This is a genomic window from Halorhodospira neutriphila (assembly GCF_016584055.1).
In the GTDB taxonomy this organism is placed as follows: domain Bacteria; phylum Pseudomonadota; class Gammaproteobacteria; order Nitrococcales; family Halorhodospiraceae; genus Halorhodospira; species Halorhodospira neutriphila.
On record NZ_NRSH01000179.1, the window covers coordinates 1 to 3,265 of the forward strand.

Consider the following 3,265-nt stretch of genomic DNA (forward strand, 5'->3'; position numbering starts at 1 on the left):
GGGTCTACACCGTCGCCGCCGAGGGCGCCGCCAAGCGCGACCTCGAGCAGCGCCTGGCGGCGCCCTCGGCGGCGACGGTGTAGACCCGCCCCGCCAGCGCCTCGGTGAAGGTGCCGGGGGCGCCGTCGCCGAGCACCCGGCCGCGGTGGAGGACCGAGACGCGGTGGCAGCGCTCGGCCTCGTCGAGGTAGGCCGTGGCCAGCAGCACGCTGGTGCCGCGCTCGCGGACGAGCCGGTCGACGATGGCCCAGAGCTCCCGACGGGAGACCGGGTCGACGCCGGCGGTGGGCTCGTCGAGGAGCAGCAGCCGCGGGTAGCCGATCAGCGTGCAGGCGAGCCCGAGCTTCTGCTTCATCCCGCCGGAGAGCCGCCCGGCCAGGCGCCGGGTGAAGGGGGCGAGCCCGGTCATGCGGGTGAGCTCGGCGTGCCGCTCGGCCCGCTCGGCGCGGGGCACGCCCTGGAGGTCGGCGTAGAGGTCGAGGTTCTCCTGGACCGAGAGCTCCTCGTAGAGGCCGAAGCGCTGCGGCATGTACCCCACGCCGGCCTGGACCGCCAGCGGGTCGGCGAGCACGTCGATGCCGAGGGCCTCGATGCGGCCGGCGTCGGGCTGCAGGAGCCCGGCGGCGAGGCGCATCAGGGTGGTCTTGCCGGCGCCGTCCGGGCCGACGAGCCCGGTGATCACGCCGGGCTCGGCGCGGAGCCCGGCGCCGTCGAGCGCCCGGACCGTGCGCCCGTCGGCGCTGAAGGCCTTGTGCACCCCTTCCAGGCGCAGGGCCGGATCGGCGGCGTCGGCGCTCATGGCGAGCCGTTGCAGGCGGCGTCCCGGCCGCTCCCCTCCTTCTCCTCCTGCCCGAGGGGGATGGTCACCGTGGCGGGCATACCCAGCCGCAGCTCCCCCTGGGGGTTGCAGGCGTGGATGCGCACCTCGTAGACCAGGTCCGTGCGCACCCGCTCGGTCTGCACCGTCTTCGGCGTGAACTCCGCCGTCGGCGAGATCGCCCCGATCCAGGCGTCGTAGCGCTTGTCGGGGAAGGTGTCGGTGCGGATCTCGGCGGCCATCCCCGGGCGGATGCGGCCGAGCTGCGGCTCGGGGAGGTAGGCGCGCACCCAGACCGGATCGGTCCGGGCGAGGGTGTAGGCCGGCTTCTGCGGCGAGGCCATGTCGCCGGGCTCGAGCAGCCGCTCGCGGATCACCCCGGCCGTCGGCGCCCGCAGCTCGGCCTCCTCGAGGTCGCGCCGGGCGAGGGCGAGCTCGGCCTTGCGGGCCTGGAGGGTGGCCCGGGCCGCGGCGATCGCCTCCTCTCGCGGCCCGAGCCGGGCGAGGCTGAGCCCCTGCTCGGCGGCGTGGACGCGCGCCCGGGCCTCCTCGTAGGCGGCCCGGGCGTTGTCCACCGCCTCCTCGGAGGTGTGGCCGTCCTCGCGCAGGGCCTTGAGCCGCTTCCAGCTGCGCTTGGCGTTGCGGGCGGTGGCCTGGGCGAGCTCGAGGTCGGCCTCCGCCTTGCGGATCTCCTGGGGCCGGGAGCCGCTCTCGAGCTCGCGCAGGCGCTGGCGCTGCGCCTCCACCCGCGCCTCGGCGCGGGCGACGGCCTCCTCGAGCCGCTCGGTCTCCAGCTCGGCGAGCAGCTCGCCGGCCTCGACGCGGTCCCCCTCCTCGGCGTGCATCGCCGCGATGCGCTGGGCGCCGTTGAAGGCCAGGGAGGCCTCGCGGATGTCGACGTTGCCGTGGAGGCGCAGGGTGTCGGCGGCGTCCTCGCCGGCGAGCGGCTGCCAGAGCCAGTATCCCAGCCCGCCGCCCGCGATCAGCAGCACGGCGGCCGCCATCAGCGCGGCTCGCTTACCCATGGCCCTCCTCGGCGCTCTCCTAGAAGTCGACGCTCAGCTCGGCGCTCACCCGGGCCGCCCGGGGGAGGGTCTCGCCGTCGACGGTGGTCTCCTCAGAGGCCACAGCACCGCCGATGTCGAGCCGCGCCGCCCACAGGTTCAGCCCCAGCCCCGCAGTATAGACCGTGCCCACGTCGTCCTCGGCGGTGTTCTCGTAGGCGCCGGCGCGCAGGGCGAGGAAGCGCCAGGCGTCCCACTCGAGGCCGACGGCGGCGTACTGCGTCTCGTAGCCGGGCAGGGCGGTCTCCTGCGCGGTGAGGTCGTAGTCCACCTCGAGGGTGAGCGTGTTGAAGGGGATATAGGCTAACCCGGCACGGAAGTGGGGGTCGAGGGTGACGTCGTCGAAGCGGTAGTTGCTCTCCGGGTCGCGGAAGCCGTCGAAGGTCGGGGCGTTGAGGTTGCGCCCGGTCAGCCCCGCCTGGAAGTGCTCCCAGCGGCCCATCACCCCCAGGTCGACGCCGAAGGTGGTGGTCTGCTCGTAGCGCTCCTCGGTCTGGGTGATGACGTCGTCGGCCTCGTCGTCGAAGATCCGCACCTGGTTGCCGTAGACCCGGCCGCGCATGAGCTTGAGGTTGCCGCCGACGGCCCAGTGCTCGTTGAGGGCGCGGCCGTAGGAGAGCGGCACCTCCATGAGGGTGAAGCCCGAGAAGGTGATGAGGGTCTGGTTATCCTTGCCGGTGCTGCTTTCAGCATTGACCAGCATGTCCACGGCCTGGTCGAGGTTCTCTTGTGAGATCTCCGTCTCCGAGCCGGCGAGGAGGTCGTCGACGGCGTCGGCCGTAGCGGCGTCGTAGGCGTCTTCGAGCTGGTCGTACTGGCCCTGGGTCAGTACGTCACGCTGGCTATTCTCGGCGTGCTTCTTGATCTCGTCCGTGGAGCTGCTGTCGAGGCTGAACCCGAAGTTCTCGGTATCCAGGTCGCCCTCGCGGACGTAGCCGCTCGCCTGGGCCATGCCCCGGACGCCGATCCCCCAGTGGCCGATGCGCAGCGCCGTGGCGGCGTTGGCGTCGACGCTGAAGGCGTTGCCCGGGTTGTCCACGCCGCCGAGGTCGTGGACGAGCACGGCGAGGTCCTCGGCCTCGGCGCGGCTGTCGATGCTGTCGAAGCGGTCTAGGTCGGCGCCGGCGAGCCGGTCCATGTAGTCGGCCATGCGGCCGTTGAAGCGGTAGCCGGCGCCCAGGTCAGTGTCCCAGCCCCAGCCCTTGCGGCCGAGGTTGTTGTTGTCGGCGGCGAGCTGACCGCCGCCGGCGGCCTGCTCGCCGAAGAGGCCGAAGACGGCGGGGTTGTAGTACTGCGCCGTGGTGTCGTCCGCCGAGGCCGTGTTGGCGCCGGCCATGCCCTGGCCGCGGGCGCCCACGGGGACGCCGTCGAGGGGGAGGGCGGG

General features: G+C 73.4%; 3 protein-coding genes. All 3 read right to left on the reverse strand.

From position 1 onward, the window contains the following. Positions 1 to 4: 4 nt before the first annotated feature. A complete protein-coding gene (locus CKO13_RS11350; RefSeq protein ID WP_200261092.1) occupies positions 5 to 799 on the reverse strand; it encodes an ABC transporter ATP-binding protein in 795 nt (264 codons plus the stop codon). Then, the gene (locus tag CKO13_RS11355; protein WP_200261095.1) at positions 796 to 1,842 is read right to left on the reverse strand and encodes an HlyD family secretion protein; all 1,047 of its coding nucleotides are present in this window, start codon (positions 1,840 to 1,842) and stop codon (positions 796 to 798) included. The genes CKO13_RS11350 and CKO13_RS11355 overlap by 4 nt, the downstream gene beginning before the upstream one ends. Positions 1,843 to 1,861: 19 nt before the next feature. Next, the coding region (gene traF, locus CKO13_RS11360) for a conjugal transfer protein TraF (protein ID WP_200261098.1) at positions 1,862 to 3,265 on the reverse strand (1,404 nt) is incomplete at its 5' end.

Coding starts and splice junctions, on each gene's coding strand:
- CKO13_RS11350 (WP_200261092.1), bottom strand. CDS start 799: ATGAGCGCCGACGCCGCCGATCCGGCCCTGCGCCTGGAAGGGGTGCAC.
- CKO13_RS11355 (WP_200261095.1), bottom strand. CDS start 1,842: ATGGGTAAGCGAGCCGCGCTGATGGCGGCCGCCGTGCTGCTGATCGCG.